At 55.9% G+C, this 24143-nt stretch carries 23 protein-coding genes; 16 read left to right on the forward strand and 7 right to left on the reverse strand.

Annotated features, from left to right (window positions below):
• Positions 1 to 164: 164 nt before the first annotated feature.
• Positions 165 to 932 carry a response regulator gene (locus P1U45_RS10550; protein ID WP_301059042.1) on the forward strand — a complete coding sequence of 256 codons (768 nt, stop codon included), beginning with the start codon at positions 165 to 167 and terminating at the stop codon, positions 930 to 932.
• On the opposite strand, the gene P1U45_RS10555 is transcribed toward P1U45_RS10550, so the two are convergent.
• The 3 genes from P1U45_RS10555 to P1U45_RS10565 are packed head-to-tail and all read right to left on the reverse strand — an operon-like array spanning position 929 to position 3098.
• Complete coding sequence (locus tag P1U45_RS10555) at positions 929 to 1531, reverse strand: DUF2064 domain-containing protein (RefSeq protein ID WP_301059043.1); 603 nt, start codon at positions 1529 to 1531, stop codon at positions 929 to 931. The genes P1U45_RS10550 and P1U45_RS10555 overlap by 4 nt on opposite strands.
• A gap of 24 nt (positions 1532 to 1555) precedes the next feature.
• Positions 1556 to 2242 (reverse strand): TIGR04283 family arsenosugar biosynthesis glycosyltransferase, encoded by a 687-nt coding sequence (locus P1U45_RS10560; RefSeq protein WP_301059044.1) that lies wholly within the window; start codon positions 2240 to 2242, stop codon positions 1556 to 1558.
• A 49-nt stretch (positions 2243 to 2291) separates the two neighbouring features.
• The gene (locus P1U45_RS10565; RefSeq protein ID WP_301059045.1) at positions 2292 to 3098 is read right to left on the reverse strand and encodes a uracil-DNA glycosylase; all 807 of its coding nucleotides are present in this window, start codon (positions 3096 to 3098) and stop codon (positions 2292 to 2294) included.
• 391 nt (positions 3099 to 3489) lie between these two features.
• On the opposite strand from P1U45_RS10565, the gene P1U45_RS10570 reads away from it, so the two are divergent.
• From P1U45_RS10570 to P1U45_RS10585, 4 genes are all read left to right on the forward strand, one after another.
• Positions 3490 to 5175 carry an electron transfer flavoprotein-ubiquinone oxidoreductase gene (locus P1U45_RS10570; RefSeq protein ID WP_301059046.1) on the forward strand — a complete coding sequence of 562 codons (1686 nt, stop codon included), beginning with the start codon at positions 3490 to 3492 and terminating at the stop codon, positions 5173 to 5175.
• 109 nt (positions 5176 to 5284) lie between these two features.
• Complete coding sequence (locus P1U45_RS10575; protein WP_301059047.1) at positions 5285 to 7045, forward strand: tetratricopeptide repeat protein; 1761 nt, start codon at positions 5285 to 5287, stop codon at positions 7043 to 7045.
• Positions 7042 to 7962: a 4-(cytidine 5'-diphospho)-2-C-methyl-D-erythritol kinase gene (locus tag P1U45_RS10580; protein WP_301059048.1), complete on the forward strand. Its 921-nt coding sequence runs from the start codon at positions 7042 to 7044 to the stop codon at positions 7960 to 7962. The genes P1U45_RS10575 and P1U45_RS10580 overlap by 4 nt, the downstream gene beginning before the upstream one ends.
• Before the next feature lie 35 nt (positions 7963 to 7997).
• On the forward strand, positions 7998 to 9044 hold the full coding sequence (locus P1U45_RS10585; RefSeq protein WP_301059049.1) for an MraY family glycosyltransferase: 1047 nt from the start codon (positions 7998 to 8000) through the stop codon (positions 9042 to 9044).
• On the opposite strand, the gene P1U45_RS10590 is transcribed toward P1U45_RS10585, so the two are convergent.
• Positions 9038 to 10033: a polyprenyl synthetase family protein gene (locus tag P1U45_RS10590; protein WP_293608521.1), complete on the reverse strand. Its 996-nt coding sequence runs from the start codon at positions 10031 to 10033 to the stop codon at positions 9038 to 9040. The genes P1U45_RS10585 and P1U45_RS10590 overlap by 7 nt on opposite strands.
• 170 nt (positions 10034 to 10203) lie before the next feature.
• On the opposite strand from P1U45_RS10590, the gene P1U45_RS10595 reads away from it, so the two are divergent.
• The 3 genes from P1U45_RS10595 to P1U45_RS10605 are packed head-to-tail and all read left to right on the forward strand — an operon-like array spanning position 10204 to position 11334.
• Positions 10204 to 10413 carry a DUF2007 domain-containing protein gene (locus tag P1U45_RS10595; protein WP_301059050.1) on the forward strand — a complete coding sequence of 70 codons (210 nt, stop codon included), beginning with the start codon at positions 10204 to 10206 and terminating at the stop codon, positions 10411 to 10413.
• Positions 10413 to 11150 carry a methyltransferase domain-containing protein gene (locus P1U45_RS10600; protein WP_301059051.1) on the forward strand — a complete coding sequence of 246 codons (738 nt, stop codon included), beginning with the start codon at positions 10413 to 10415 and terminating at the stop codon, positions 11148 to 11150. Before P1U45_RS10595 ends, P1U45_RS10600 begins: the two co-directional genes overlap by 1 nt.
• A gap of 58 nt (positions 11151 to 11208) precedes the next feature.
• Positions 11209 to 11334 carry a hypothetical protein gene (locus tag P1U45_RS10605; protein WP_301059052.1) on the forward strand — a complete coding sequence of 42 codons (126 nt, stop codon included), beginning with the start codon at positions 11209 to 11211 and terminating at the stop codon, positions 11332 to 11334.
• Between the two features lie 58 nt (positions 11335 to 11392).
• On the opposite strand, the gene P1U45_RS10610 is transcribed toward P1U45_RS10605, so the two are convergent.
• Positions 11393 to 12562: a histidinol-phosphate transaminase gene (locus P1U45_RS10610; protein WP_301059053.1), complete on the reverse strand. Its 1170-nt coding sequence runs from the start codon at positions 12560 to 12562 to the stop codon at positions 11393 to 11395.
• Between the two features lie 304 nt (positions 12563 to 12866).
• Here P1U45_RS10610 and P1U45_RS10615 point away from each other — a divergent pair, with 304 nt between their 5' ends.
• From P1U45_RS10615 to P1U45_RS10635, 5 genes are all read left to right on the forward strand, one after another.
• On the forward strand, positions 12867 to 13763 hold the full coding sequence (locus P1U45_RS10615) for a glycine--tRNA ligase subunit alpha (RefSeq protein WP_293608526.1): 897 nt from the start codon (positions 12867 to 12869) through the stop codon (positions 13761 to 13763).
• 56 nt (positions 13764 to 13819) lie between these two features.
• On the forward strand, positions 13820 to 14173 hold the full coding sequence (locus P1U45_RS10620; protein WP_301059054.1) for a DUF3088 domain-containing protein: 354 nt from the start codon (positions 13820 to 13822) through the stop codon (positions 14171 to 14173).
• Between the two features lie 23 nt (positions 14174 to 14196).
• Complete coding sequence (locus P1U45_RS10625) at positions 14197 to 14922, forward strand: class I SAM-dependent methyltransferase (RefSeq protein WP_301059055.1); 726 nt, start codon at positions 14197 to 14199, stop codon at positions 14920 to 14922.
• An 18-nt stretch (positions 14923 to 14940) separates the two neighbouring features.
• Positions 14941 to 15366 (forward strand): alternative ribosome rescue aminoacyl-tRNA hydrolase ArfB, encoded by a 426-nt coding sequence (arfB, locus tag P1U45_RS10630; protein WP_293608529.1) that lies wholly within the window; start codon positions 14941 to 14943, stop codon positions 15364 to 15366.
• A 96-nt stretch (positions 15367 to 15462) separates the two neighbouring features.
• Complete coding sequence (locus P1U45_RS10635) at positions 15463 to 16149, forward strand: DUF6624 domain-containing protein (RefSeq protein ID WP_301059057.1); 687 nt, start codon at positions 15463 to 15465, stop codon at positions 16147 to 16149.
• Positions 16150 to 16196: 47 nt separating this feature from the next.
• Here the strand turns inward: P1U45_RS10635 and P1U45_RS10640 are convergent, their stop codons facing one another.
• Positions 16197 to 18107, reverse strand: coding sequence for a PQQ-binding-like beta-propeller repeat protein (locus P1U45_RS10640; RefSeq protein ID WP_301059058.1), 1911 nt, complete (start codon positions 18105 to 18107; stop codon positions 16197 to 16199).
• 188 nt (positions 18108 to 18295) lie between these two features.
• Here P1U45_RS10640 and P1U45_RS10645 point away from each other — a divergent pair, with 188 nt between their 5' ends.
• Positions 18296 to 18673, forward strand: coding sequence for a hypothetical protein (locus P1U45_RS10645; RefSeq protein WP_293608532.1), 378 nt, complete (start codon positions 18296 to 18298; stop codon positions 18671 to 18673).
• 45 nt (positions 18674 to 18718) lie between these two features.
• Here the strand turns inward: P1U45_RS10645 and P1U45_RS10650 are convergent, their stop codons facing one another.
• A complete protein-coding gene (locus P1U45_RS10650) occupies positions 18719 to 18877 on the reverse strand; it encodes a hypothetical protein (protein WP_301059059.1) in 159 nt (52 codons plus the stop codon).
• A gap of 220 nt (positions 18878 to 19097) precedes the next feature.
• Here P1U45_RS10650 and glyS point away from each other — a divergent pair, with 220 nt between their 5' ends.
• Both glyS and ppdK read left to right on the forward strand, forming a co-directional pair.
• Positions 19098 to 21125 (forward strand): glycine--tRNA ligase subunit beta, encoded by a 2028-nt coding sequence (glyS, locus tag P1U45_RS10655; protein ID WP_301059060.1) that lies wholly within the window; start codon positions 19098 to 19100, stop codon positions 21123 to 21125.
• Positions 21126 to 21137: 12 nt separating this feature from the next.
• Positions 21138 to 23825 carry a pyruvate, phosphate dikinase gene (gene ppdK / locus P1U45_RS10660; RefSeq protein WP_301059061.1) on the forward strand — a complete coding sequence of 896 codons (2688 nt, stop codon included), beginning with the start codon at positions 21138 to 21140 and terminating at the stop codon, positions 23823 to 23825.
• The last annotated feature ends 318 nt before the right edge of the window (positions 23826 to 24143 follow it).

The following is a 24143-nucleotide window of genomic DNA, read 5'->3' on the forward strand; positions in this document are numbered from 1 at the left end:
TAATAATCACCTCAGGACTGTGATCGCGATCATGGTGAAGAAAATTCACTATAGCGTCAGAATGCTCCGAATTGATTCACGAATGTTCAATCTGCGCATGGGATAGTCGTTGGCGAATGGGGATCGAAACTAAGTTTCAAAAAACTCAATAGAGGGATGGGTTCGTGCCAGCTTACAATCCGGGTCTGTTAGTGTTGGAGGATAGCACTACGCAGGCGAAGATGATTTCAAGAATGTTCGAGGACCAGGGCGCAGCGGTGACGACGGTCACGACGCCGCGCGAGTTTTCTTCTGCGCCGCATTTGTTCGACCTGAAAGTGAATGCTGCATTGATTGACGTGCACTTTGGCGAAGTGAGCGGGCTCAAGCTGATTGAGCCATTGTCCCGCCGCTGGCCGTCTGCGGTACTGATCATGATGACAGCGAACGACACGGATGATTTCGCAGTGCTTGCCAAAGCACGCGAGAAGGGGGCTCACCTCGTACTGAAAAAGCCTTTCAAACGTGAAGACGTTATGGAAACGCTTGCCGATATAAAATCTATTCAGGAAACGGGCGCACGCCGTAAACACATCGTTCTGATCGATGATAGCAAGACGACCTGCCGTATCGCATCGGATCTGTTGCGTGCTCATGGCTTCCGCGTATCCAGCTTCCAGAGCGGTCTCAGTGCCATCCAGCAGCTGAACTATGATCATGTGGATGCGGTTCTGACAGACATGCACATGCCTGAAATGTCCGGCAGCGAGTTGATCTGTCTTGTACGCGACGTATGGGCGAATGTTCCGATTGTTGCGATGTCAGCAGATGAGAAACTGGCGTCGCAAAAATTCGATGTAGATGCGTTTATTCAGAAGCCGTTCGGCCCGGAAGAGATCACCTCTGTTCTCAAGAACGTCATGCGCCGCGAAGAGATGGAGCTGGACTGCTAGTCAGTCCGCCTTTTGGCTCGCCACTTGGTCAGCGCGTCAAGATCATCAATATCAATCCGTTCGTCCAGATAGGCGATCCGGTCGCTATGCAGATTGTCCCGAACATCGGCCAGCGCCCATTGGCTTGACCATCTGACGCCATCAAACGGGGCTTTGGTGCGGCAGGTCTTCGTCATTCCAAACAGCCAGAAGCCGCCGTCATCGGCCGGGCCAAAGACGGCGCTGCGCGTTAAAAGTTTCTGGCTTGCCGCGTGAATATCTGCAGGGCGAAGGTCCGGCATATCGCTTCCAACGAAAATCACACGCCCGAGCGGCGCAAGATCGAAGGCGCGGGTGAGTCTGTCTCCAAGGTCGCCGCCACCTTGCGGAATGCGGATGAGCTGGTCCGGCCATAGGGGCTGACGGCTTCTGACGGCTGTATCAGGCGCAACGCTCAGAACGCCGGTCCATCGTTGGTCGTCCAGTGCGCGTAGGGCTCGCGCAGTACTCATGGCATTGATGCGCCGTGCTTCGGTCTTGCCGATATCGCGGGCGAGGCGCGTTTTGGCCATGCCCATCCGGTTCGGTTTGACGAAAGCAAAGACGGTGATCGGTGTCATGCGTTTGGCGCGATACGTGTCTGACTATTTGTAGAGTTTAGAGAGCTTTTCAGGGCTGGCGCCCAGATAATAGCGCGTCAGCAGCAATGCATTCGCATAGGCGCGTTTGCGCCAGCCATCGCGCTCGTATTTCTCTGCTGATGTAAATGCGCGCACGGGCAGGATTTTCAGGCGGCGCTTGCGAATGCGGCGAACCATGTCGACATCTTCCATGAGCGGCATGTCTTTGAAGCCACCAAGGTCTTCATACATGGCGCGTGGCATTAGAAGCCCCTGATCGCCGTATGGAAGGCCCAGCAGTTTTGCGCGCTGGTTTGCGCGCTTTTCCAGCCAGCGGGCTTCTTTAGAGTTGCTCTGATAGCGCAGCTCAAACGCGGCGGCGTGGGTTTCATGCTCAAACATGTGACGGTCGACCATGCGGGGCCAGTTCTTGTCGAGCTTGGTGTCGGCGTGCAGGAAAAGGAACCATTCGCCAGTGGCATTCTTCGCACCGGTACGAAGCTGGCGGCCACGGCCCTTCGCGGCAGAGCATATGACGCGTGCGCCCCAGTTGAAGGCAGTCACGATGGAATTGTCGGTCGAACCGCCATCCACAACAATCACTTCGCGGATAATTTCATCCTGCATGCCCTTCATCAGGGATTTCAGGCAGGTCGTGAGCTGTTTCTCACCATTATAGACGGGGATGATAACAGAGACAGGAGCGCGCAATTTACTGAGCCTTTTTTACTATACACGGGTGGGTTCAGTGGTGGTCATTTCAGGTGATCCCGCTCTCTTCCATGAACTTCCTGATGTTGAGCAGGTCTTCCCAGGCTTTGGATTTTTCCGCCGGTCTCTTCAGAAGGAAGGATGGATGGAAAATCGGGAAAACGGGAACGGGCTGTTTCAGCCCGGGTACGTCCAGATTGAAGCGCTTTCCGCGCATCTGGCCGATTGTTTCTTCGCTATGGAGCAGGGCGCTGGCTGGCACCAGACCAGTCGCAATAATCAGCTTCGGTGCCACGAGCTCGATATGCTTGTCGACGAATGGACGACAAATGGCCAGCTCTTCCGGCGTTGGGTTGCGGTTGCCGGGCGGGCGCCAGAAATTGACGTTGGTGAGATAGGCATTCTCTTCTCGAGACAGGCCGATCGCTTTGAGCATTTTGTCGAGAAGTTGTCCGGCAGGCCCGATGAAAGGTTTGCCGCTTTTGTCTTCTTCCCGGCCAGGACCTTCGCCGATGACCATTACACCGGCATTGGCAGGGCCGTCCGCGATCACGGTGGACTGCGCCTTGAGTTTCAGTTCGCAGCCATCGAACGCCTCAAGTGCGGTGCGCAATTCATCCAGTGTGCGGATGCTCGCAACGGCGCTGCGTGCCGCTTCATCAGGGGTAATACGTTTCGCAGCTTTCCTCGTCTGAGGGGCTGCCTGTTGCGGCGCACTTGTTTCGGCTTTTGGTGCTGACGCATTTGCTGCGCGGATCAACTTTTCCAGTTCACGTGTGTCTACCGGAACGCCCGCGTCTTCCCACCAGTCGGTGAGTGGCTTTAGCTGTTTTAACAAGTTGTCGGTCAAAGCCATGGTTAGTGATCGGTAACACGTGAAGTTTGAAACTGTTCTAAACACGTTTCACCGATAGTGCCACCGCCTGTATTTGCCATTTTCACATAAATGATTGGCAGCCAGACCGTTGAGCACAATCTGGTTTTTTGCGGCAAAAGAATAAGCAGTATTCTGACAAAGAATATTTTCACATTCGCAAATACAGTTCAGATTTCAGCTCTTTCTGTCGATTTTTTGCCATTCAAGCTAAAAACTTTGCTCACTTGGCCTTGGGCAGGCCATGTAACACTTGAACCTGTCCGTGTTTATCATGCATTAGCTTTGCAAGATTTGCGTTTGGACTTTTGGCCCGAAGGTCATTAGATCAAACGTCTGAACCAGAATGTACACCGGCTTGGGGAGATAAAGCATGGCGTCTGACGCTGTAGAACGTGAGTCCATGGAAGTTGATGTACTGATCATTGGTGGCGGACCTGCTGGTCTGTCTGCTGCGATCAGACTCATGCAGCTGTCACAGGAAAAAGGCGAAGAGCTTTCTGTGATCGTGCTGGAGAAGGGTGGCGAGATTGGCGCTCACATCCTGTCAGGTGTCGTGGTTGACCCTGTTGGTCTTGATACGCTGATCCCGGACTGGCGCGAACGCGATAACCGTCCGCTGCGCACTGAAGTCACTGGCGACAAATTCAAATATCTCGGCCCTAAAGGCTCTCTCGATATTTCCCTGCTGCCAATGCCGGGCTTCATGAAGAACCATGGCAACTTCACAGGCTCTCTGGGCAACGTCACTCGCTTCCTCGCTGAAGAAGCCGAAGGTATGGGCGTTGAGATTTTCCCGGGCTTTGCTGCATCTGAGCTCGTCTATGGCGAGAATGGCGAAGTCCGCGGCGTTATCGCTGGCGTGAATGGCCTCGACGCTGAAGGTAACCCAAAGCCAGACTATGAGCCGGGTATGGAGCTGCTCGGTAAGTACGTTCTGTTCGCGGAAGGTACACGCGGCTCTCTCACGAAGAAGCTGATCTCCAAGTTCGACCTCGACAAAGACAGCGAGCCGCAAAAATACGGCATCGGCCTGAAAGAGCTCTGGTCTGTTCCGGAAGAAAACTTCCAGGAAGGCTATGTTCAGCACACGCTTGGCTGGCCGCTGCCAGACAATGTTGGCGGTGGTTCATTCCTCTATCACTTCCGTGACAATGGCGAGCCGTTCATCTCTCTCGGTTTCGTGGTTCACCTGAACTATGAGAACCCTTACATCGCGCCTTATCAGGAATTCCAGCGTTGGAAGCACCACCCTGAGGTGATGAAGTACATCGAAGGCGGTAAGCGCGTGTCTTACGGTGCCCGTGCGATCACTGAGGGCGGCTGGCAGTCTGTGCCTAAGCTCGCCTTCCCGGGCGGCGCTCTGATCGGGTGTTCAGCCGGTTTCGTGAACGTGCCGCGTATTAAAGGCTCTCACAATGCCATTCTGACAGGTATGATGGGTGCTGAAGCAGCATTCAACGCACTGCAGGCTGGCCGTTCCGGTGACGAGCTCGTCGAGTACGAAGAGGCGTATGAGAAATCCAGCGTTTACAAAGAGCTGAAGACGGTTCGTAACGTGAAGCCTATCCTGTCACGCTTCGGTACTGTGCTGGGTACAGGTCTTGGCGGCGTTGAGATGTGGCTCACATCGATCTTTGGCGGCTGGTCACCATTCGGCACACTCGGCCACAAGAAAACTGACGCGGCATCTCTCAAGCCTGCTGCGAAGTTCAAGCCGATCGATTATCCGAAGCCGGATGGCAAATACAGCTTCGACAAGCTGACAAACGTTGCCTTCACCAACACCTATCACGGTGAAGATCAGCCATGTCACCTCAAACTGCTTGATCCAGATCTGCAGAAGTCTTCTGAACTCGGCGTCTTTGACGGTCCATCCGCGCGCTACTGCCCGGCAGGCGTGTATGAGTGGGTTCAAGAGGCGAACGGCGAGCAGCGCTTCCAGATCAACTCGCAGAACTGCATTCACTGCAAAACCTGTGACATCAAGGACCCGAACCAGAACATCAACTGGGAAACACCAGAAGGTGGTGGCGGTCCGGCTTACCCGAACATGTAATACTCAGAAGGGCGGCTCATCGGGTCGCCCTTTTCCGTTCACTGATATTTTTACCCGTATTACCAGAATTACGATTGTATTCTCGGCCCGCTTCTTTCAGTTTGGCGACATGAAAACTTTGTATCGCGCTTTATTCGCGGCCTGCGGTGTATCCGCGCTGGCTGCCTGCACTACACCTTCTGCGACGACCCCGTCGGCGAACGGCTTCACGCTGGTGCCTGCGCCGGTGCCGCCGACGGCTGAGCAGTTCTCCGATTTCCTGATCGGGCGATATGCGTCCCTGACGAATGACCCTGTGCTTGCGGCAGAGACATTTGTTCGTGCTGCAGAACGCGCGCCAGAAGATGAGGTCCTGCAGGAACGCGCTATTTATTCGCTTCTGCTAGCGGGCGACAATGACCGTGCTGTCGAGCTTGCGCGCAATGCGCAGAACCATTCTGAAGATTACGGATCGCTCACCCGTCTGACCCTTGGCGTGGCCGCGCTGGAAGATGGTCAGGCAGACTATGCGCGCACGCTCCTTACAACAGGTGAGGTGAGCCCGTTCAATCGCATTGTTTCACGCCTTGTTGCCGCCTGGGCGGCCTATGGCGCGGATGATTATGATGCTGCACGCACGCATGTCGTAGAAGGTCTGGTCGGTGACGACATTCTGGACGGCGTCTCTCTCTACATGCTGGCTATGATCCAGATGTCCGAAGGCGACGATGATGCCGCTATCGGCACATTCTCTGCCGTCTGGGAAGAACGCATGCGTCTGGCGGTGGCAGCCGAGCATTATATGCGTCTCCTCGCTGCACGTGGAGATACCGAACGTGCGCTTCTGATCGCAGACGAGTTCTATCAGGATGTCGGTAATAACCCGTCCGTAGACCGCGTTGCGCGCCAGTTGCGCAATGGCGAGACGGTAGAGGTCAAACGCCTGGACGCCGCTGAGGGGGCTGCGATTGCGGTTTACTCTCTGGCGTCTGCGCTCGCTGCCGAAACGCGTGATGATGTCGCTGGAATTTACTTCAATCTGGCTCTGATCCTGAACCCTGATCTCGATATGGCGCGTACTATGCTGGGCAATACGCTCGATGCAGGTGGTCGCGGTGACGAAGCGCTGGAAGTGCTCCAGCGTGTTGGAACGGATTCGCCATTCTTCGCGACGGCTCAGGCACAAATGGCCTGGATCCTTCGCCGTCAGGATCGTGACGAAGAAGCGCTCCGGATCGCTTCGGAAGCGCTGGCGTTCACCGATGAGCGTGAGATGCGCATCCAGCTGGGTGAGCTTTATCGCTCGCTCGAAAAGTATGAAGACGCGCTCGAGCTCTTCGACGAAGTGGTCACTGAAGATGAAGCGGCAGGTCGTGAAGACTGGCTGATTTACTATGCGCGCGGCGTTGTCCATCACGAGCTGGATAACTGGGAAGCAGCAGAGGATGATTTCCTGCGCTCGCTCGAGATTGATGGCTCCCGCGCTCAGGTGCTCAACTATCTCGGCTATTCATGGGTTGATCGCGGCGAGCATCTGGAACAGGCCTTTGAGATGATCCAGCAGGCCGTCGCGCTGCAGCCATACTCCGGCTATATCGTGGATAGTCTTGGTTGGGCGTATTACCGCCTTGGCCAGTATGAGCAGGCCGTAACCTATCTCGAACACGCTGTTGAGCTCTCCTCCAATGACCCGACGCTGAACGATCACCTTGGTGATGCTTACTGGCGTGTAGGGCGCCGTATTGAGGCGCGCTTCCAATGGCGGCATGCGCTCGCGCTCGAACCGGAAGAAGACCAGATCCCTCTCATTCAGGAGAAGCTGGAGAACGGTCTGCCGGAGTTGCCTGTGACCGTGGTTGCAGAAGACGATGAGACGCGTCACGGACAATGAGCGGGCTTAAACCGGCGAGCATTTCGGCGCCTGCCAAGGTCAATCTCTATCTCCATGTCGGCCCGGTGCGTAGCGACGGGCGGCATCCGCTTGATAGTCTTGTCGTGTTTGCAGACGCGCGTGCCGCAGATCGCCTGCATTTTACTCCATCAGATGAAGCGCTTTTCCTGAACGTGTCAGGTCCCGGAATGGACGATTCGATGCTTGGCGCTGACGAAGAAAACCTCGTGCTTAGAGCTGCACTTCTATTGTCTGAAAAGACGGGCGTCACTTTCAAAGGCGCTCTGACGCTCGAAAAGCATCTGCCGATTGCCGCGGGTATTGGTGGTGGATCATCTGATGCGGCCGCAACCCTTCGGATTCTCAATCATGCCTTTGAGCTTGGTTTGAGTGTCGAAGAGCTCATGTCGATGTCTGTTCCGCTTGGCGGTGATGTGCCCGCCTGCGTCGCGGGAGAACCTGTGCTCATGCGCGGTGACGGCGATCGTATCGAGGCGCTTCGGACGCGGCCCCCTGAATTTCCTGCAGTGTTGGTGACGCCGCCCATTGCCTGCCCGACGGGACCGGTCTTCAGGGCTTTCGATGAATGGGACGGTGCTCCGAAGTTTTCAGAATGCGCGCCACCAGTCGGATTAAACGGTCAGGCGTACCTTGCGGCGCTACGTTCCGACTATCGGAATGATCTCCAGATGCCTGCGATGGCTCGTCATCCGGAAATTGGCGACTTGCTCAACCGTCTTCAGACTTTTGCGGGCGCCGAGTTCACGGCGATGTCCGGTTCTGGCGCCACTTGCTTTGCCCTGTTCGTAGATGAGCAGGCGGCTCGCTATGCGGCGGGCGTTATTCGTGATCAATCCCCGACATTCTGGCTGGCAGAGACGAAACTCGGCGCTGCCGGGTTTGACCTCTCAGTCTAAGCTGCGTACAGCAAAAAGGGTTCTATGGGGTTGTTATGCCTGAGTTTCTGACATTGCCTCTGATTAGTGCGCTTGCTGTGATACCGCTGGCTGCGCTTCTTGGCGCGCTGCTGATCCGCGTTGGTCCGCGTGATGCGCCAGATGGCGACAGAAAAGATCAGGCGAAGGCGATGCCGACCTCTGGCGGCATTGCGGTGTTCTTCACTGTCGTGCCTCTTACCGTGCTTGTGCTTCTGCTCAATCCGGAATGGCGGGACATTCCCGTCTTCGTTCTGCTTGCAGGTGCGCTCTACATGTTCGTCATGGGCGTCTGGGACGATCTGGTGGCGCTACCCGCTCTGCCCAAGCTTGTCGCTCAGCTCATTCTGGCGCTGGCGGTGGCCTGGCTGGGTGTACGTGTTGGGTATTTCGACCTCGGACGCCACAGCTGGGAAACAGGGCTGGTGCTCGGCGTGATCGGATCTGCTGCGTGGCTGATCGTGACGACGAATGCCGTGAACTTTATGGACGGCTCTGACGGCCTCGCTATGGGCTCCTCAGCCGTAATCGCGACGGCACTTGCTTTCCTGTCCGCCGTCACCGGTGAGTACGATATTCTTGCCTGCTCACTTATCCTGCTTGGCGGACTGTTTGGCCTGTTGTTCTGGAATGGACGCGGCAAGCTGTTCGCAGGTGATGCGGGCGCTTTGTTCGTCGGCTTCTATCTGGCGGGGCTGGTGCTCATTTGGGTGGATCGCACACATAGCTCTGTCTGGATTGCACCGTCGCTCTTCATCGCGTTTCTGGCTGACGTGCTGCTGACCCTCATCTGGCGGTTCCAGCGTAAGCGAAACCTGATGCAGCCGCATCGTGAGCACGTTTATCAGATTATGCTGAAGGCACGAGTCTCGCAGCCTTTGACTGCGTGGATTTACGTGTGGGTGAGCGTGCATGGCGCGCTGATCGCAGGCTTTTCGCTCGTGTTTCCGGTGGGCGGCGCGCTTGTGGGCTTCGCGGTCCTTCTTGCGATCCTTTATGTGGTCAATCGCAAGATCAGAGCGTCAGCCCTCGAAAACGGTTATCTCGAACAGGATAATCAGTAAGCGCGGTCGACGCAGAAATCAGCCAGCGACGACAGAGCATCGCGGTATGGCGAGGCTGGCAGGGACTGCAGCGATTTCTTCGCGATCTCAACGTATGAACGGGCCTCTGCCAGCGTATCCTTCGCCGCGCCAGTGGAACGGATCAGATGGATAGCATGTGCAAGATCGCTGTCTTCCTGAGTTTCAGGATTAAGCGCACGATCCCAGAATACTTTGTCGTCTGCGCTGCCACGGCGGCGCGCGATGACGATTGGGAGCGTGATTTTGCATTCGCGAAAATCGTCGCCGACTGATTTGCCGATAACAGAGGTCGTGCCGCCATAATCGAGCGCGTCATCTACGAGTTGGAAAGCGAGGCCGAGGTTTTTGCCGTAAGCCTGCATCGCGCGGACCTGCTCTTCAGGCGCATCAGCGCACACCGCGCCTGATTCTGAGGCTGCCTCGAACAGTGCGGCTGTCTTAGCCTCAATAATGCGAAGATATTCTTCTGTTGGCAGGTCCAGCTGGCCCATCACAGCGAGCTGGTGAACTTCACCTTCAGCGATGACGCTGGACGCGTTGGAGAGAATATCCAGAACCGAGAGGCGGCCCGTCTCAACCATCAGCGTGAAAGCGCGTGCGAACAGGAAGTCGCCAACCAGAATGCTGGCAGAATTACCCCAGACATTCTTCGCCGCCGGCTTGCCGCGGCGGAGGTCTGACTCGTCAACGACATCGTCGTGAAGCAGGGTCGCTGTGTGAATAAATTCAACCGCAGCAGCCAGGCAGTGGACCGGCGTCATATCAGTCGCGCCGCAAGCTTTCGCTGCAGCAAGCGTGATCAGAGGACGCAGGCGCTTACCGCCAGCAGAAACAATATAGCCGGACAGATTAGGGATGACAGAAACAGGGCTCGCTGCGCGCTCGGTCAGAAGCGTTTCTACAGCGGCGACGTCATCGTCCAGAAGTCCGGAGAGTGTCTGGAAAGCGTTGGCGGAATCAATTTTCAATGGCGTGGCGTCCAAGGATCAAAACCTTTTTACTACTCACCCCAGATATAGGGCGTTCTTCCCAACGAAACAAAGAGCTGTCATCCTCTCCGCGTCACTCCGCCGCCATCTTCTACGAAGATTTGCGATCGGAAAACCTCTTGGCCCAGATCAAAAGGAAAAGCAAACGCTTGGAAGAACTAATCCGAACGAATAACGCCGTAGAGTTGTCAGTCATTGATGCGCGCCTCACAGAAGCGGGTATTGAGCATGTTGTGCTGGACGGCTTCACGAGCGGCATGGAAGGGTCTATCGGGGCAATACCACGGCGCGTGCTGGTGTTCTCAGAAGACAAAGCAGCTGCGCTGGCGCTGATCGACGATGTATTGAAGGGCGAATAATGTCGCTTGTGACGGAGGACTGGTTGCTCAACGAGCAGGTCCGTATTTTTCAGCCGGAAAAGGGCTACAGGGCGGGGCTGGATGCCATTCTGCTCGCCGCAAGCCTGTCCGGGCGCAAAGGACAGCGCATTCTGGATATGGGATGCGGTGCGGGCGGTGCGCTCTTTCCGGCGGCCTGGCGCCTCGCGGAAGCCGGGTTTGTCGGGCTGGAACGTGACGCTGTGATGGTGCCGCTGGCGAAGCAAGGCATTGAGGCTAACGGCTTTTCTGATCGTGTGAGCATCGCTGAGCAGGACGTCTCTACCATTCCGGCGGACTGGGAGAACCGGTTCGATCAGGTCATGTCCAACCCGCCATATTTTGAACCGGGCCGTATAACGACCACGCATGAAGGGCGCACGCACGCCTACATGGCTGAGGTGCCCCTGAATGACTGGTTGAAGAAGATGTTGTTCGTCACGAAGCCAAAGGGGCGGATTACGCTGATCCACCGCGCTGGTGTGCTGGGTGATATTCTGGCTTATCTGATGAGCCGGTCCGGGCAGATCGAAATCCTGCCGGTAAGATCCGCACCGGGCGAACCGGCCAAACGTGTGATTGTGACAGCCCGTAAAGGCCTGAAGCGCGGGGAGACTGTGCTTCACGAAGGATTGATCATGCATAAGGCCAAAGGCGAGCAGGATTATACCGAACGGGCGGCTGCGGTTCTCGGCGGTGCGCCGCTCGATTGGGTTTAGACCTGCCTTATTCTGACCCCACGCGTCTGCTTAGCTTTCCCACAGAAGGAGACATGCCATGCAGACGATGTTCGCATTCCTGCTGATTTCAGGCCTGACACTGGGCCTTGTCATCGCTATGCTCGGGCATCCGAAAATCTATCGTGCAATCTTTGGCGGTTCGGCGCGTTCGCTTGACCATTAGCCGATAAAAAAAGGACGGGCCCGTGAGCCCGTCCAGATACATGGGGAATACTGGAAAATCAGATCGCGGTAAGGATATCGGCCGCCGCGGCGTGGCACTTGTCGATCTCATGATCGAGGCCGACGCAGATGCGTGTCCATTGCGGCAGGTCTGTCCAGCGATTGCCAACAACGCGTACGCCGCGCTCGAGCATCTGGCTGGCAAACGCAGCATTGCTCATGCCGGTATCCATATAGATGAAGCTGCCTTGCGGGCTTGGTGCAATCGGGCGACCAAGGTCTGCAGCCATAGCGATAAGGCGGTCGCGACCGGCTTTGGTTTTGGCGCGCATATCTTCGAAATAGGCTGTGTCCAGAAGTGACGCTTTAGCCGCGACAAGGCCGAGATGGTTCACGCTGGACAGATGACCATAGCCACGCCATTCCATCGCCATGTCCGCAGGCATGAGCGCGTAGCCGATACGCTGACCAGCCATGGCATAGATTTTTGAGAAGGTGCGGGCGACGATGACCGGACGGCCCATCTGAACATATTTCGTCATCACGCCAGCTGGATAGTCTTCAGACATGTCCAGATAGGCTTCGTCGATGAAGACGGGGATGCCTTGCGCGGACACTGAGTCAACGAATGCGTCCAGCACGACCGGATCAATCGTGCGGCCCGTCGGGTTGTTCGGGTTGCATAGATAGACTGCCATACCCGGCGCAACCTGTGCTTCGATCGCAGCCATGTCATAGCCGAGGTCTGCGTCGAGCGGCGTATAAATGACATTCGTACCATAGGCTTCTGCCACGCGTGGCACGCCTTCATAGGTGACAGCGGAGGTCAGGACCGTCTTGTCATTCATGGTTGCCCATTGTGAATAGGCGGCGAGCAGCGGCGTTGATCCGTTGGTGATGAGAACCTGATCAGGTGACACGCCTTCGCGCTCTGCGATCATCTCGCCGAATTCCTGAAGAAGCGGGCCGGAGTAGCGGTAGATATTGCCGACTTCCGCGCGCATGGCTTCGATGGCCATCGGTGACGGGCCGAACGGATTTTCGTTCGAAGACATGATGGCCAATGCGTCCGGATCGGGCGCGACAACGGCTGCGGTTTCAGTATCGGCAGTGGCCTGTGAGCAGCCCGAGAGCAGACCAATGCCCGCTGCGCCCGCGCCAATGCCGGCCATTTTGAGCCATGAGCGGCGTGATATGCCGTTCAGAATTTCTGTGTTGATATCTGACATGATGCTTCCCTGCGAGTAGTTGCGCGGGCGACGATCAAGCTGAAAAAAGAAATGTCCCGCGGCTTGAACTGAAGTCGGCGACGAAACCTGCTGCAGCGCAACACGTTTGGCGTGTTTAAGGGAAAGTGTGCCGCTATTTCTTTCATCACAAAAAGATTGTGCCTAATGTTCAGGCTATACGGGCAGCGTGCTTCGCCAGACCGCGCCATGGCGGGCATTGCATGCGTTGCTGCGCCGCTAAGATCAGGCCTTGTAACCGCACGCGCTTGCGGCTAGCTTCCGCGCGAATTTCTCAGAGGCTCAGATGGCAATCGTAACTGCAGACAAACCGAAATCCTTTCAGGACATCATTCTCACGCTTCAGGCATACTGGGCGGAGAAAGGTTGCGCCATTCTGCAGCCTTACGACATGGAAGTTGGTGCGGGCACGCTGCACCCTGGTACGGTTCTGCGGGCGCTTGGCCCGAAGAACTGGAATGCGGCTTATGTGCAGCCATCGCGCCGTCCGGCAGATGCGCGCTATGGTGAGAACCCGAACCGTCTCGGCCATTACTACCAGTTTCAGGTCATTCTGAAGCCGAACCCGATCAATATTCAGGATCTCTATCTTGAGAGCCTCTATGCCATTGGTATCGACCCGGAAATCCACGATATTCGCTTTGTTGAGGATGACTGGGAGAACCCGACAGTTGGTGCATGGGGTCTTGGCTGGGAAGTCTGGTGTGATGGTATGGAAGTCAGCCAGTTCACATACTTCCAGCAGGTTGGCGGCCTTGATGTGCGCCCGGTCTCCGGCGAGCTGACTTACGGTCTTGAGCGCCTTGCAATGTATGTGTTCGGCGTCGACAATGTGTACGAGCTGCCATTCAACGATCCGGACAGCCCGAACCCGCTTTCTTATGGCGACGTGTTCCTCGAGAATGAGAAGCAGCAATCTGCGTTCAACTTCGAACATTCCAATGTCGACATGCTGAAGCGCTGGTTTGCTGATTGCGAGATGCAGTCCAACGCTTTGCGTGAAGCGGGCAAGCCTCTGCCAGCCTATGACTATGCGCTGAAAGCGTCTCACACGTTCAATCTGATTGATGCGCGCGGCGCGATCTCTCCGACCGAGCGTCAGGCTTTCATTGCGCGTGTGCGTGACCTTGCACGCGGCGCAGCTGAACTCTGGGCGAAGCAGGAAGAAGAGCGCGCGGCTTAAACGCACGCACGTCTTTCAGCGCTCACATCGCGAACTCCGGCAGAAGGATGCGTCCCGTGTCTGATACAAAAGACGTGCTTTTCATTCTACAGACCGACTATGCTGATCCCGCGCATGGCGGCAATATTTTTTACTGCGAGCATTGCGTCTTGTTGGAAGGCGTTATGTCTGCCTTTCCAGAGCTGGCAGAGAAGATCGAAGTGCGCCGCTTGAAGTGGCCCCGGCCGCGCAAGGGCGTTGTAGATTTGCTAGGCGAGGATAATCAGAACCTTCCTGCGTTGGTGCTCTATGGCGATATCGAAGACGGTCTGCCGGTGAAAGAAGCCAATGGCCTTCACTTTGTGAATGATAAGGATGATCTGCTTGAGGTGATGGCGCAGCGCTACGGTATTTCGCGGCCACATCCTTAAGCTTATAAGGTTCGGGGGAGCTCATGTCAGACAATGCACCGATCGCGCTTGCGGCCTATGATGCTCTGGCCGAGCGCTATGCTGCGATCGCCGAAACCAAAGCGGAGAACGGCTATAACGAGCATCCTGCAATTAGGAATGTCATTGGTGATGTCGAAGGGCTTCACATTCTCGATGCCGGTTGCGGACCGGGCTTTCTGAGCCGCGACCTGCTCGATAAAGGCGCGGCCAGCGCCGCGACGTTTGATGTCAGTCCGAATATGGTGGAAATCGCAAAGCGCGCGACAGCGGGTAGGGCGAACTGCTTCGTCGCTGATCTCGCACAGCCGCTCCCCAATCTTGAAGATCAAAGCTTTGATCTCGTCGTCTCATCGCTGGCGATTGATTATGTGCGTAACTGGTCGGTCCCGCTCTCCGAGTTTGCACGGCTATTAAAGCCGCAAGGACGTCTGGTGATGACGGTGCAGCACCCGATGGCCGCTTATGAATGGTATCAGCCGCCGAGTGCGTTCGGGGTGCACCTGTGTAGCGCTATCTGGAAAGGGTTTGGCGGCGAACCTGTCGAAGTGCATGATTATTATCGCTCATTCGACGAGATCGTGAACCCGATCCTGTCTGCCGGTTTTCAACTGCGCGGAATTCATGAGACAAAGCCTTCAGAGGAACTGAAAGCGCTCAACCCGCGTAAATATGAGCAGAATAGCCGCTTCCCGACCTTTATGGTTTTGGACGCAGTTTTACCTGATTGAACCGGAAGCTGACTTAATATGCTGCGCATCAATAACGACATATCCATTCAGGACTGGGAGATGACCGAGCAATTCGTTCGCGCTTCCGGCGCCGGTGGGCAGCATGTGAACAAGGTGTCGTCTGCGGTGGAGCTGCGTTTTGAAGCTGCCTCCAGCCCGTCAATGCCAGAGCCGGTGAAGCGTCGTCTGAAGCGCGTGGCCGGTCGTAAATGGACCCTAGATGGCGCAATCATCATTCAGGTTCAGGATACGCGCAGCCAGGCGCGCAATCGCGAGATTGCCCGCGAGCGTCTGAAAGAAATGATCGAGCAGGCGCTTGTCGTTCCGAAAAAGCGGATAGCGACACGGCCGTCCAAAGGCGCTATCCGTCGCCGCATTCAGGCGAAGAAACAGCGCGGTGAAGTGAAGTCACTTCGTGGTAAAGTCACGCCCGGCGAGGAGTGATCTGAAGCTGAACGCCAGCCCGTTCAAATCGTTGCGGTGCGTTCAGACGGGTTCAGGCATGTTCGCCTCATCACTGAACACAGTATGGAGCCCTAAATGCTCAAAAAGTTTCTGACCTCTACCTTTCTGATTGGCGCACTTGCCGTGTCCTCCGTCAGCATGGCATCTACGGCCCACGCACAGGATGCGTCCGCAAATGCCCGCTACCTCGCTGGTGAGTTTGAGCGCCGTCATGACGCTAATGTTGAACTTGCGGCTGATATCGCGCGTATCGCGATGGTCGCTGAATACCCCGGCATCGTCGTTAGCGACATCATGATGAGCGAGCAGATGACAATGGAAGATCGCGAGCAGTTTCTCGAGCTGGTCGATCCGTTCTTTGCTTTTGCTGCAGCGCAGGCTGCAACTGAACTGAAGGCGCACGTTGACCGCGTCGGATGGGACGGGATCGCCGAAGTCGGCCCTGTGACTATGTCCATTGCATTCGACATTGTATCGAACCTGCGCGATCTGGATTTCCAGCGAAGCACTCTGTCCGTCTTTGAGCCATACGCGGAGCGCGAGGATATCAACGCGTATGTGTTCGCCATGTTTTATGACGATGTCATGGCTGCAAATGGTGAGGCTCAGAAGTGGGGCACGGCAGGCCAGTGTGAAAACGGCCAGTGGGTGCCCGCCACCATTCAGGACCGTGCGAATGTCGATGCGCGCCGGGAAGCCGTCGGCATGATGACACTCGCAGAGTCAATTGAAGTCGAAAATCAGTATTGCGGCACAGAGTAAACGATACGGCAGAAAGCGCGACCGGAGCGCTTTCTGCCGAAATCCTGCTATTCGCCATCATTCGGCGTTAGCGCAATTAGTGCATTGCCGGTATTTTGTCCGAAGCGTGCATAGCCAGAGCCTGTTACGATCATGCCGTGCGCTGCAGAAATGGCATGGCTATCAATCGAACCGCCCTGAACCGGAAGCCCGTTGATTGAGGTGAGAGGGACAGTTGTGTCGATCTCATTCAGGACGTCACCCGTCTCGATATCGAAGGCAAAAAGCTTCCCATCCAGCGTACCGGCAATCACCGAGCTTCCTACGATGAGGGGCGTCGCCGAAAAGCCGAACAGGCTCTCGCAACGGACCAGCCGTTCGCCGCGTCCGTCATCGCAGTCGGCCTCAGCGCTATATTCCCAGAGCGGTGTGCCATCGCTGACATTGAAAGCGAATACACCCGGACGAGGCGTTGGAGCGCCGGGGCGCACAGGGTCATTGATCGTCAGGATGACCGTCTCGCCATCCGTTGCAATGCCCCAGTGATTACCGCCAAGCGCCGTGCCCTGACCAACGCGTTGCGCCCATTCGAGTGTGCCATCGTCAGCGCGCAGCGCCCACAAATGGCCTGACTTCTGGCCCGCCAGCACCAGATCAACGCTTTCGCCGTCGATCTCGGAGGTAACGATGACTGCGGCGCCGCCAAAGTCGAAATCGCGGCCGATATTATACTCTTCCCAATGCCAGGGGCAGTTCGGGCCGGATGTTTCATCGGTGCCACGGCAGTGGGCGTTCCACGCGTCGCCAACCATGGCCTGAAACAGCCAGGCTGGTTCGCCTGTGTCGAGGTCCAGCGCGATGATCGCATCAGATGTATTGGTCGCTGGCAGAGAGGTATTCTCACCGGTCGTGACGAGTACGCGGTTGCGCGCAACATCGACTGTCGGCTGGGACCAGATCGGCGCGCCGGACGGGCCTTGCTGCGGCTGGCCGAGATCATTGAAGAGACCGTTCGGCGAGGATTCTTCCATGGTGTGGTATTCCCAGAGATGGGAGCCGTCTTCCGCGTTTAGAACAACCAGTGCGCCATGGCCCGTGCAGCAGCTTTCGACGTTCGGAAATACGCCGGACGCCGAGATTGGCACGAGCACTTTATCTTCGTGCAGAACGACGCCGGGGCGAATATCGCCGCCATCACCGCGCAGGGGCTGGCCGTCTGCCTGCCAGATCAGCTCTCCGGTTTCGGCATTCACAACGTGGATCATGCGTTCATTCTCGACGAACAGGATCGCCTTTTGATCGCCGATTTCGCCATAGGTGAGGGGAGAGCGAGTCTGTTCGCCGAAACGATAGGTCCATCTTACGCAGCCGGTGTCCTGATCCAGCGAAGATAGGTTTCCGCCGCCAGCATAAAATAGCGTGTCACCGACATTGGCCGTGGCCACGCTCATCTGAAAGCCGTCCGGCTCGCCGATCACCCAGTCGATTTCAAGATTGCGAATATCGTCTTGTGAGAGACCCGACGCCTCTTCGGAGATGTAGCGCCAGCCCTCAGTGTTCACGCCGAAAGTTGTCCAGGTTTCGGGGCCGGTCAGGTCAACCGTGCGATTGCCTGCGGCGCACATGAAAGCGTCTGTCCATGCAGACTGATCCTGTTCGGCGGCTTGTCCCGAGACAAGGTAATCAATCAAGTCGCTAGTCTCGTCTGCGGTGATAGATGCGGCCATCGGGGCCATGAGGCCATTCTCGCCCAGTGCTGCTTCAATTTGTTGGCGGGGCAGATTGACCAGCTGATCGAATGGAATGGCGCGTTCGTCGGCCGCGTTTTCATGGCAGGCCTGACAAAAGTTTTCATAGACGGCGCGGCCCGGGAGCGTGTCATCGGGTGCGTCACCGTCTGATTGCGCTGCAACCGGAAGCCCCGCCAGCACAAAAACCGCAGATGCCAGCAGGCTCTGCTTCACAAATGATTGCCTCATAATGTCCTCCCGATGGACGCGCTTATTCTTTCGCGTTTTGTAGCAGACTACATTGAACTGCGGTGAGGGAAAGGCCTGTTTCGATGGTTTGCTGAAATCAGCGGTATGGGCGTCCTTTTGGTCGCACTTCCGCTGGTGCGCATAATGACCATATATTTTATATGGATAAGCTGACCGGAGGAAATCAGATGCAGCTCAAACAGATTGTTCTAAGACTGGCGCGCAATCCGGGTTTTCCGGAAGGAGACCGCGATCAGGGTTATGTCATCGTGGCACCGCTCAACAATGACGCGAAGCTGGATGTCGACGCCTGGCGCGATGTGAAAAAGCATTGCACGGTGAAACGGTTCCACCCTGATGATGCGCTGGCAGCCGATGGGCTTCTCACCCATCGTGGCAGTCATTGGCATTTTCACTATGACGAAGAGGACGAAGGGCCTGACGAGCCGCTTTATAAGCTGGCCGACCATCAGATACTTCACGGGTCTTACGTCACCATCGCGCACGGCGATGACGCGGAGCCGCTGACCTATCAGGTCGATGACATTCGCAATATCGAGGTCTAGGCCTCATACGAATTCAGCCGGGACGTATCCCGGCTGAGTTTCAATTTAGTAATTCGCTGGCGGGTCGCTCGCCGGGAAGGATTCATCTCCTTCCTCGTCTACGATATCCCACGTTTTCTTCGGATCTTTGAGCTTGTCATCTTCAGACGGCTCGATCTCGTGTTTGTCGTCCTTCTCGGACGTGTTGAGGCTCTGCTGTTCCATCATGTCCTCCTGAACAAATTGGAATGTTTGGTCTCTAAACAACGCAACACCCCCGTACTCAGTTTCAAGAAATCCAAAAAAATTGTCCGTTTCCGGCAAAAAATACCGTACGTATTTGTCACAGTGTGCGCTTTCATGGCACATGCTCCATTCTATGCATTGCATTTCTCTCTTGAGGCGCTAATCCGAGTGCAAATCCATCCAGCTGAAACGTGTTTCTATGCCCCAGCTTTTGCTCGAACTCTTTTGTGAAGAAATCCCGGCCCGTATGCAGGCGAAAGCCGAGTCCGATCTGGGGGAGGCGATCAAAAAAGAGCTGTCTGGCGCAGGGTTGGAATTTGGCGCTGTTGAGACGCTTGGCGGTCCGCGCCGCCTGACGGTTATCGTCAGTGATGTGGCTGAGAAATCCGCTGATGTGCGCGAAGAGCGTAAAGGCCCGAAAGTGGGCGCGCCGGAAAAAGCCGTAGAGGGCTTTATGCGTGGCGCAGGCCTCACATCCATTGATCAGGCTGAGATCAAGTCCGACCCGAAAAAGGGCGATTTCTACGTCGCTGTGATCGAGACACCGGGCCGTGCAGCAACTGACATCATCGCCGAGATCGTTCCGTCCGTTATTCGTGGCTTCCACTGGCCGAAATCCATGCGCTGGGGCACTGGCGATCTTCGCTGGGTGCGTCCGCTACAACGCGTTGTCTGCGTATTCGGTGGCGAGGTCGTCTCATTCGATGTGGATGGGCTCGCATCAGGCAATGAAACCGAAGGGCACCGTGTGCACGGCCGCGGCCCGTTCGCGGTAACCGATGCTGACAGCTATAAGGCTGCGCTGGAAGGCGAGGGGCATGTGATGCTGTCCCGCGAAGCGCGCCGGTCTAAAATTCACGCCGATGCGCAAAAAGTCTGCGCCGATGCTGGCCTGGAGCTGGTGGAAGACATTGGTCTTCTGGAAGAAGTCACAGGCCTTGCTGAATGGCCGGTCGTTCTTCTGGGCGAAATGGACCCGGCCTTCCTCGATCTGCCTGAGGAAGTCATCCAGCTTTCCATGCGCGTGCACCAGAAATATTTCGCTGTGCGTGACCCGAAGACAGGTGGCCTCGCGCCGAACTTTGTCGTGGTGGCGAACATCTCTGCGAAGGATGGCGGCAAGAAGATCGCTGAGGGTAATTCCCGCGTTCTCTCTGCGCGTCTGAATGATGGTCGCTTCTTCTGGGATAATGACCTGGCGACGCCGCTTGAAGACATGGGCGAGAAGCTCAAAACCATCGACTTCAAGAAAGAGCTCGGCACGATTGCTGACAAGGTGGAGCGCGTCGCTGCGCTTGCCAAGGAGCTCGCGCCAAAGGTTGGCGCTGATCCTGCGCTGGCTGAACGCGCTGCGCGTCTCTCTAAATCTGATCTCGTGTCAGAGATGGTCTATGAATTCCCTGAGCTTCAGGGCGTGATGGGCCGTTATTATGCGCAGAAGCAGGGCGAGCCGCAGGCCGTCGCTGATGCGATCCGTGATCACTATAAGCCGCAAGGCCCTTCCGACGCTGTACCGTCCGAGCCTGTGTCCATCGCGGTGGCGTTGGCAGATAAGCTCGACACGTTGGTTGGCTTCTGGGCGATTGATGAAAAGCCGACCGGTTCGAAAGACCCATTTGCGCTTCGCCGTGCTGCACTGGGCGTAGTCCGTATCGTTCTGGAAAATAATGTCCGCCTCGCGCTGACAAAGGACACTCAGGTCAATGCTGACCTTCTTTCCTTCTTCGCAGACCGCCTTAAGCAATACCTGCGCGATCAGGGTAAGCGCCATGATCTGATCGACGCTGTGTTCGCGCTTGGCGAAGATGACCTTGTAGCGATCACCAACCGTGTTGATGCGCTTCAGTCTTTCCTCAGCAGCGATGATGGCGCGAATTTGCTTGCCGGATTCAAGCGAGCCGCGAACATTCTGAAAGCAGAAGAGAAAAAAGACGGCACGACCTACCAAGGATCGGTCAATCAGCAATTACTGAGCGAAAAACAGGAAAAAGACTTGTTTGACGCGCTTCAGGATGGCGAAATTAGAGCCGGGGCTGCCCTTACGGCAGAAGACTTTGAAGCGGCAATGGGTGTTTTGAGTAGTTTACGTGGAGCAATCGATGCATTCTTCGACCATGTCACAGTGAATGCAGATGATGTTGCAGTGCGGCAAAACAGGCTGTATCTGCTTTCACAAATCAGATCCGTGCTTGGCCAAGTAGCGGACTTCACAAAAATAGAAGGTTAGGGGACGAGTTTTATGAGTAAGCTTGCAGAACAGGTTACAGACGTTCGTTGGGTCTACGCCTTCGGTGGCGGTGATTCAGACGGCGAAGCGAGCATGAAAAACCTGCTTGGTGGTAAAGGCGCCAACCTCGCTGAAATGGCGAAGCTCGGCCTGCCAGTGCCTCCTGGTTTCACAATCACCACAGAAGTCTGCACAGAGTACTACAAACTCGGCGAGAAATATCCGGACACACTGGCAGGGCAGGTCGAAGCTGCGCTGATCGATCTGGAAGAGAAAACCGGCAAGAAATTCGGTGAAGCGTCTAACCCGCTTCTCGTGTCTGTCCGCTCCGGTGCACGTGCCTCTATGCCTGGCATGATGGACACAGTTCTGAACCTTGGCCTCAACGACAAGACTGCTGAAGGTCTGGCTGAACTGTCTGGCGACCGCCGTTTCGCATTCGACAGCTATCGCCGCTTCATCCAGATGTACTCTAACGTTGTTCTGGATCTGCCTCACCACGAGTTCGAGCACATCCTCGACACGTATAAAGAGCAGAACGAATTCGATGTCGACACGCAGCTCTCTGCGGACGACTGGATGGACGTTATCAAGCAGTACAAAGCTGCTGTTGCGAAACTCTCTGACAAGCCGTTTCCGGAAGATCCGATGGAACAGCTCTGGGGCGCTGTCTCTGCTGTATTCGGTTCATGGATGAACGACCGCGCAATCCTGTATCGCAAGCTGAACGATATTCCGCAGGAATGGGGTACAGCGGTAAACGTGCAGTCCATGGTGTTCGGTAATATGGGCGATACGTCCGCGACTGGCGTTGCGTTCACACGTGACCCGTCTACCGGCGAAAACATGTTCTACGGTGAGTTCCTCGTGAACGCGCAGGGCGAAGACGTTGTTGCGGGCATCCGTACACCAGCGCCGATCTCCAAAGCGCGCGCCGCGAAGATCAACTCCGATCTCGTCTCGCTCGAAGAAGAGATGCCAGCGGTTTACAATCAGCTGATCGAAGTCGCACAGACGCTCGAAAGCCATTACCGCGACATGCAAGACATCGAGTTCACAGTTGAGAACAACATTCTCTACATGCTGCAAACCCGTAATGGTAAGCGTACGGCTGGTGCGGCGCTGAAGATCGCTGTCGATATGGCTGCTGAAGGCCTCATCACCGAGAAGGAAGCCGTTCTGCGCCTTGAGCCAGCTCAGCTTGACCAGCTTCTTCACCCTACAATTTCTCCGAACGCGACACGCGATATGCTCGTTCAGGGTCTGCCAGCGTCTCCGGGCGCGGCTGTTGGTAAAGTTGTGTTCTCGTCTGATAAAGCTGCTGAAATGGCAGCTGACGGTCATAAGGTTATCCTCGTCCGCCAGGAAACAAGCCCGGAAGACATTCACGGCATGCACGCGGCACAGGCGATTGTGACATCTCGCGGCGGTATGACATCTCACGCAGCCGTTGTTGCGCGTGGCATGGGCCGTCCATGCGTGTGCGGCGCTGGTGAAATGCAGATCAAAGAAGCTGAAGGCGTGTTCCGCGTATTCGGCCGTGAAGTTCGCGAAGGCGATGTCATCACGGTTGATGGTGCAGCCGGTCAGGTTCTGATGGGCGAAGTCGACATGATCGAGCCTGACCTCTCAGGTGACTTCGGTCAGCTGATGGAATGGGCAGATGGTGTACGCACGTTGAAAGTCCGCACAAACGCTGAGACACCGGAAGACGTTCGCACAGCGAAATCCTTCGGCGCAGAAGGCATCGGCCTCTGCCGTACAGAGCACATGTTCTTCGACGCTGAGCGTATTCCTGTCGTTCGCGCGATGATCCTCGCGTCTGATACGGCTGGTCGTAAAGAAGCGCTTGCGAAGCTTCTGCCTTTCCAGCGAGAAGACTTCGTAGAAATCTTCTCCATCATGGAAGACCGTCCTTGCACGATCCGTCTGCTTGACCCGCCTCTGCATGAATTCCTCCCACATACGGATGACGACATTGCAGAAGTTGCCAAGGGTACGGGCCTCGACGCTGAAGACCTGAAAGCACGTGCAGAAGAGCTGGCTGAATCCAACCCGATGCTTGGTCACCGTGGTTGCCGTCTCGGTATCACTTACCCTGAAATCTATGAGATGCAGGCACGTGCGATCTTTGAGGCTGCGCTTCAGGTCGCCAAAGACACCAGCTTCAAGCCGGTTCCTGAGATCATGATCCCGCTGGTTGGTACGAAGAAAGAGCTATCAATCCTGAAAGAACGCGTTGATGCGATGGCAAAAGAAGTCTTCGCTGCAGCCGGTACGTCTGTTGATTATCTCGTCGGTACAATGATCGAGCTGCCCCGCGCGGCCCTCAAAGCCGGTGAGATCGCGGAAGATGCAGAGTTCTTCTCATTCGGTACGAACGACCTGACGCAGACTGCGCTCGGCATCAGCCGTGACGATGCTGGTCGCTTCCTCACAGCTTACGAAGACAAGGGCATCTATGAGAAAGACCCGTTCGTGACGCTGGATCAGGAAGGCGTTGGCGAGCTGGTCAAGATCGGTGTGGAACGCGGCAAGGCGACACGCCCTGATATCAAGCTTGGTATTTGCGGCGAGCATGGCGGCGACCCTGCATCTGTCATCTTCTGTCACAATGCTGGGCTGAATTATGTGTCCTGCTCACCTTATCGTGTGCCAATTGCGCGACTCGCAGCGGCTCACGCGGTACTGAAATCGTAGATTTCAGGTCGTTTCAGACTTCACAAACAGCGGCGCACGGTAATTTTTTACAGTGCGCCGTTTTTGCATCAGGTCGCGGGTGGGGGTGCTGAGCTTGCACATGGCTTCGCTCGAAGGGCGAAAATCATGCCGCCTTAGCCGACTGAATTTATGGAATTTTATGGGATTTTTTCGTCAAGTTATGACGAATGTATTGGCTTAGTATTCGCCAGCTGGTCTTGGCCGATACAGGCCATAAACACGTGAAGATTTCGTGATGTTAATGAGGTGCGACTCCTAATATCTTGCAAAAGTGAGGAAAATGGATATCTACACCTG

Source organism: Ponticaulis sp. (assembly GCF_029210165.1).
Classification (GTDB): Bacteria; Pseudomonadota; Alphaproteobacteria; order Caulobacterales; family Hyphomonadaceae; genus Ponticaulis.